Consider the following 6,143-nt stretch of genomic DNA (forward strand, 5'->3'; position numbering starts at 1 on the left):
TTTTAGTAAACGGCACTTGCAATTAGTTGGATAGACAAAATGAGGAATACCATTGCAATAGGATAGACCGTAGCATAAGCTACACTTGGAATGTTGCTGTCTGTCATGGAGTCAGCGGCAGCAAGTCCCGGTGTACTGGTCATTCCACCGGTAATGGTTCCCAGTAAATCGAGAATACTGATCTTGAATATCATCAGACCGGCAATGACAGCTACCAACATAGGTATCAGTGTGATTGCGGCACCTATTCCAAACAGCAGCCATCCGCTTTCCTGGAAAGTGGCTACCAGATTCTTCCCTGCTGAGGTACCTACTTCCGCAAGGAATAGTAATAGCCCCAATTGGCGCAGCAACTGGTTGGCGGAACCGGACATGGACCAGATGATAGGACCGGTCTTTCCGATTGCACTCAAAAATAGGGCAACTATCAGGATACCGCCTGTCAATCCCGGAGAAAATGACAGACTGTCCGAGAAAGAAATGTTCAGTTTGCCGAACAATACTCCTAGGACAATGCCCATTGCGATGGGAAAGAAGTCTGTGTCCGATAGTTGTTTGGCATTGTTGCCCAACAGACGGGCTACACCTGCGATACCGTCTTTTTCTCCTACTACCATCAGCTTGTCACCGAATTTCAAGGCAAGGTCGGGCGATGGGGACAAATCAATGCCGCTTCGGCGGATACGGGTTACGGTACAACCGAAATTCTTCATCAGATTGAGATCTCCCAACTGCTTGTTTATCATGTCTTTTTTTGTCAACAATAGAGATTCGATCTCTTGCTTGTCAACCAAAGGAAGTTCACCTTCTTCTCTTTCACCTACCAATACAGCGAGTTGGTTCAGAGATTCTTCGCTACCCACAGCTTGTATATAGTCATTTTCATGCAGGATGGTATGTGCAGTGGGAATGGATATGTCATCGCCATGTTTATGGCGGGAGATAACGGCACCTGTCATGGCACGTGCGTTGATTTGCATGAGGCTACGGTTGAATACCGCCGCATTTGTGATGCGGAAGATACAGGTGCCCAACTCGGGAAATTGGCTGCGGCGTTCTTTTTCCAGGCGGCGGGCTTCTTTGTCAAGGTCTATGCGCATGATGCGGGGAAGTAATTTGACGAAGAGGATCACACCGATGACACCGAAAGGGTAGGCTATGCCGTATGCAATGGATGCCGACGGAGAGTGGGTGCTGTCAATGGCAACGGCAAGGCCGGGCGTACTGGTCAGTGCACCGGCTATCAGACCTACCGCACTGGGAGTATCTATGTCGAAAGCATATTTTAGCCCCACGGCAGTGAAAGCGGCAGAGCTGATAATCAGTAGAGTGATGATGATCAGTGTCTTGCCCTTGCTGCGGAAGGAATCAAAAAATCCCGGACCTGCCTGGATACCGATGGTGAAAATGAACAGTACCAATCCGAAATTACCTAATTCCTTAGGGATGATTACACCGAAATGCCCAAACAGCAAGGCTATAAAAATCACAGCGGAGACATCCAGGGACAATCCTTTGATTTTGATTCTTCCTAACATGAAGCCCAATGCCACAATAAGGAAGAGAGCAAAATAAGAGGAATTTAACAGGTCAGTAAACATGGGTTTAAAGGGTTTAGGGGTTAATTACTTGTCGAGTTCCTTTAACAATTCCTCAACAGCTGTCTTTAGTTGTGTGTCCTCACCTTTCACAATCGTTTCTGGAGAGTTGGTCACTTTAATGTCAGGCTCTAACTGTGAATTTTCCAGGTAGCTGCCGTCCGGCAAACGATAACCGATGACCGGGATGCCGAATATCAGTGAGGGATCTTGCAACGTTTCCCAAGATACGCTGGTCATAGTTCCCGGAACAGGCATACCTACCAGTTTGCCTAATTTACGGTGGCTATAGACCCACGGTGTGCCGTGTGCATTGGAATAGTTTGCCTCGCAGGTCAGCATGATGGACGGTTTGTTCCAACGACGACTGGGCATGTCGCAAGCTTCGCGGCCACGGACCACCTGGGTAAAGTACTTCTTACCGCTGAACAGGATTTCTATATCTTCATGCAAACGCCCTCCGCCATTGAAACGTGTGTCGATGACGATACCTTCGCGGTTATTGTATTTTCCTAAGATGTCCGAGTAAACGGAACGGAAACTGTTATCGCCCATGGATTCTATATGTACATAGCCCAAACGTCCGCCGGACCATTTGTCCACATCTGCTGCACGCTGTTTTACCCAACGGGTATAAAGCAGGTCGCTGAGGGCGCCGTTGCTGATGGGGATAGTAACCTCTTCCCAACGTTCACCGGTTTGCGGATTGTATAACGAAACAAGTGTTTTCTTTCTTGCCTTATTGTTGAGCAAGGTGTAGTAGTCCATTTCTGGAGTGATTTCCGTACCGTCGATTTTTTCAATCACTACACCGGACTTAATCTTTGTACTTGCCTTGTCGAACGGACCTTTCTCGATTACTTCGGAGATGAGCATGCCTTTTCCATTAAAGTTCCAATCGAAAAGTAGTCCCAGACTTGCTGTCGGTTCGCTTTGCCCGCCAGGATAGAAGCGTCCGCCGGTATGTGATACATTTAACTCGCCGAGCCATTCGCTCAGAAGTTCTGCAAAATCATAGTTATTGTTGATGTGTGGCAGGAACTTACGGTAAGCGTCACTCATGGAATCCCAATCCACACCGTGCATATTGGTGTTGTAGAAACGTTTTTGTTGCTGCTTGTAAACGTGATTGAACATGTACTCGCGCTCTGCGCCCAAGTCCATTTTCATAGCGGCACGATATCTGATAGGTTTTAACTCGTTGGAGTTCATATCCATTTTCTGCATGCTTCGTCCGCCTAGCAGGAATAGGTTTTTGCCGTCTTTGTCCATTTCCATGGTTGCCCATCCGGCGTCCATCTTATGGAGCAGCTTGGTTTCCTTCTTACGGAGGTTCATTTTCCACATATCGAATCCACCCTCAAAAGCAGCCAGATAGTAGAGGGTTTCACCGTCTTTGGAGATAATGGTGCTACCCATGTTCGATGAGTTGGGGGTCAGGCGTACGATGCGGTCTTCGATATTCTTCAGATCCACAACAATATCCTTTACCTTGGCGGCATCATCTTCTTTTTCTTTTTTGTTGTCTTTCTTCTTGTCTTTGGCTTTATCACCGGTTTTTTCTTTAGCTTTTTTCTGTTCGGCTTCCAGTTCTTTACGCAGTTCATAGTCTTCCTTGCTTAAACAGAACTTGTCGTATGCATCTTGGTTGAGGAATACGAGCATGGCATCGTCCTGCGAACCCCACGAGGCGTGGGCACGCATGCCATAGCGCTCGGTGGTGAAGAGAATCGCATTACCGTCCAGGACAAAACGGGGAGAGCCGCTTGTGTAGCCGCTGTTGGTCAGATTGACAATGGGGCTGTCTCCTTGCGCGCTGACAAGTCCTATGTCTGAGTACGGGTCATGTCTGTTTCCTATAAATTCGAGGGTAAACCATTTGCCGTCCGGTGACCAGGAATAGTCGAATCCGCCTCCTGTGCTGTACCAGGTAGAACCATCGGTGACTTGGCGTACCTTCTTGGTATCAAGGTTGAGTACCATCAGCCGGTTACGGTCCTCAATGAAAGCCAATTCTTTGCCGTCGGGAGAGAATTGCGGATAAGTACGTTCTACGGTGGTCGAAGGCAGCAATACTTCTTCCTTTATCAAAGTGGCATTCGGGAAGTTGAGGTCTTCCTTGCGGGCTATCTTAGCCAGATAGAGTTGCCAGTTGCCGTCGCGTTCACTGGCGTATGCCAGAGTACGATTGTCCGGAGCGAAAGTCAGCCCGGCCTCTCGGGAGGCAGTGTGGGTAATTTGCTTGGTGGTGGTGTAATCGGTGGAAGTGACGAATACTTCACCGCGTACGATGAAAGCTACTTGTTTGCCGTCTGGTGAAACGGTGGCTGAAGTGGCTCCGGTTGAGAAGTCAAGGTTGGCCATTTGCGGTTGGTCGTCGCGCACGATTTCAACATTTAACTTTTGCGGAGAAGAACCAGGCTGTTGGGTATAGATTTCACCGTCATATCCATAACATAATGTTCCGTCATCACTTATGGAAAGAAAGCGTACGGGGTGGGTCTTGAAGGATGTTACTTCTTTGATGGACTGCGGTTGGGAGACAGGGAAGGAATAGACGTTGAATGTGCCGCCGTTCCGCTCACTCAGAAAAAACAAAACCTGTCCGTCCGGAGACAATACCGGGTTGCGGTCCTCTCCTTCACGTTGGGTAAGATTGGTGTGCTTTCCTGTCTGTATATCGTACATCCAGACATCACGGGTGATGGACGAGGTATGATGCTTGCGCCATTCATCTTCAAAACCTTTCCGGTCCTGGTAGTAGAACTTGTCGCCGGATTTGTCGAAACAGACGGATTCGGCGGGGGTACCCAGTACCTGTTCCGTACGTCCTCCGGTTGAAGGTACTTTATAAAGTTCGGTCATGGCTCCTGTCGGGAAAAGTGCGCTGCTCGCCGGATCTTGTATGGAAGCGGAAAACAGGACTTGTTTGCCGTCAGGGGTGAATGCTGACGGAAGTTCGTTGGCCGAGTGGGTGGTGAGGCGTTGCGCATTTCCTCCGCCGGAAGGCATCATGAAAATATCGAAATTGCCGTATCTGTCACTGGCAAAGGCTATTTGCTTTCCGTCGGGCGACCATATAGGAGTGCACTCGTATGAATCTTGTGTGGTAAGTTGTATGGCGGTTCCACCCGTTGCCGGTACTTTATAGATATCTCCTTTGTAGCAGAATGCAATTTCCGTACCGTTGGGAGAGATTCGTACATCACGCATCCATAACGGAGTGATTGCATAGGCGGTCATAGTCGTAAAGCCCAGTGTAATGATTGCGAGGATTTTTTTCATAAGTGTTGATTACGTTATTAGTGATAGCTTACAAATGTAGCAATTATATTTAGAAAGGTCATGAAAAGCTCTGCTTATTCATTATTTCATGCCTCTTGCCTTGTAGATTCGCTCTTTGGCATTGTTGATGTTCTGGAACTTTTCTTCGGCTGCTTTTTTGATGTCTTCACCCAGTGTGGCCACTCTGTCCGGGTGGTGTTTCAGTGCCAGACGGCGATACGCGGCACGCACTTCTTCGTTGGTGGCAGTGGGTTCTATTTCAAGTACCTTGTAGGCTTCCTCCAGGGAGCTGCCACCCAGGTTGAGCATGGATTCTACTTCTGCAGTCGAGAGTCCCATGTAGGTTGCTACTTCTTTCAGTGCTTCTATCTCTTCCTGACAGACGTTGCCGTCGCTTTTGGATATTTCTACTAGAAAGACAAGTAATTGCAGGCGTTCTTCGTAAGTGAGATTCGCTGCGATTTGCATACCGCAGTCGCGGATGGTGTTTTTGAAAGCAAATGGATTCTGTTTGTCCATCTGTTTGCTTTGTTCGAAAAGGTTGAGCAGAATCTGTTCTCCTTCTCTGACGGCTTCTTCCCCGAAGGTGGTTCTCAGGAAGCGGCGGACAAATTCCATTTCACTATGCATGATCCGCCCGTCGGCTTTGATGATGTACGAGGCCATGACGAGCATGGAGAAAAGAAAACTGTTCCGTTGCCCCGCATAACTATAACTTTCTGCCTGTTGTCCGTCAGTGTAACGCTTGTAAGTGGTATTTTCATCGGTATCGAACAGGGAACCGAGGGCATACCCTGCCAATGCTCCCAACGGGCCTCCTGTCATGAAACCTATGATACCGCCAATCCATTTTGCTGCTCCCATAATTTTATTGTGTATTTATGGGTGCAAAAGTATGAAAAAGAAAAAGTATTGCAAAGAATCTGTCTCTGAAACCATAGGGAACTGCACGGCTCTTTCATTGTAAGATTCAACCAAAATAGGAAATAAGCCTTATTTTACACCCAACACCACTATCTGAACCAACTGTCGCATGTATAACTTGAACTCAGCGCTACAGAAAAAGTTTTCGGTTCATTTTGCCTACACTCCGTCACTTTTGCCCTGCATCTCCCTGTTCATCGGCATTTATGCGGTGTAGGCAACCGTGTAGGCAAGTGACGGCAAATGGTTTGCCAGCACGCTTTTTTGTTCTGGTTTTGTTATGAATACATGTATTAACTTTATGATAATCAGCTTTTTGTCTATTCGTTTATTTTA

Annotated in this window: 3 protein-coding genes; all 3 read right to left on the reverse strand. The window is 47.6% G+C overall.

Translation table 11 applies throughout. From position 1 onward, the window contains the following. Positions 1-2: 2 nt before the first annotated feature. Complete coding sequence (locus HMPREF9446_RS06575; protein WP_009124697.1) at positions 3-1,601, reverse strand: aspartate:alanine exchanger family transporter; 1,599 nt, start codon at positions 1,599-1,601, stop codon at positions 3-5. 24 nt (positions 1,602-1,625) lie between these two features. Then, the gene (locus HMPREF9446_RS06580; protein WP_009124698.1) at positions 1,626-4,883 is read right to left on the reverse strand and encodes a S41 family peptidase; all 3,258 of its coding nucleotides are present in this window, start codon (positions 4,881-4,883) and stop codon (positions 1,626-1,628) included. An 81-nt stretch (positions 4,884-4,964) separates the two neighbouring features. After that, the gene (locus HMPREF9446_RS06585; protein WP_009124699.1) at positions 4,965-5,747 is read right to left on the reverse strand and encodes a DnaJ domain-containing protein; all 783 of its coding nucleotides are present in this window, start codon (positions 5,745-5,747) and stop codon (positions 4,965-4,967) included. Positions 5,748-6,143 lie beyond the last annotated feature (396 nt).

Origin of the sequence: Bacteroides fluxus YIT 12057 (assembly GCF_000195635.1) — a bacterium.
Classification (GTDB): domain Bacteria; phylum Bacteroidota; class Bacteroidia; order Bacteroidales; family Bacteroidaceae; genus Bacteroides; species Bacteroides fluxus.

Bases quoted from the DNA above. Each gene is read 5' to 3' on its own strand.
- HMPREF9446_RS06575 (WP_009124697.1), bottom strand. From the start codon at position 1,601: ATGTTTACTGACCTGTTAAATTCCTCTTATTTTGCTCTCTTCCTTATT.
- HMPREF9446_RS06580 (WP_009124698.1), bottom strand. From the start codon at position 4,883: ATGAAAAAAATCCTCGCAATCATTACACTGGGCTTTACGACTATGACC.
- HMPREF9446_RS06585 (WP_009124699.1), bottom strand. From the start codon at position 5,747: ATGGGAGCAGCAAAATGGATTGGCGGTATCATAGGTTTCATGACAGGA.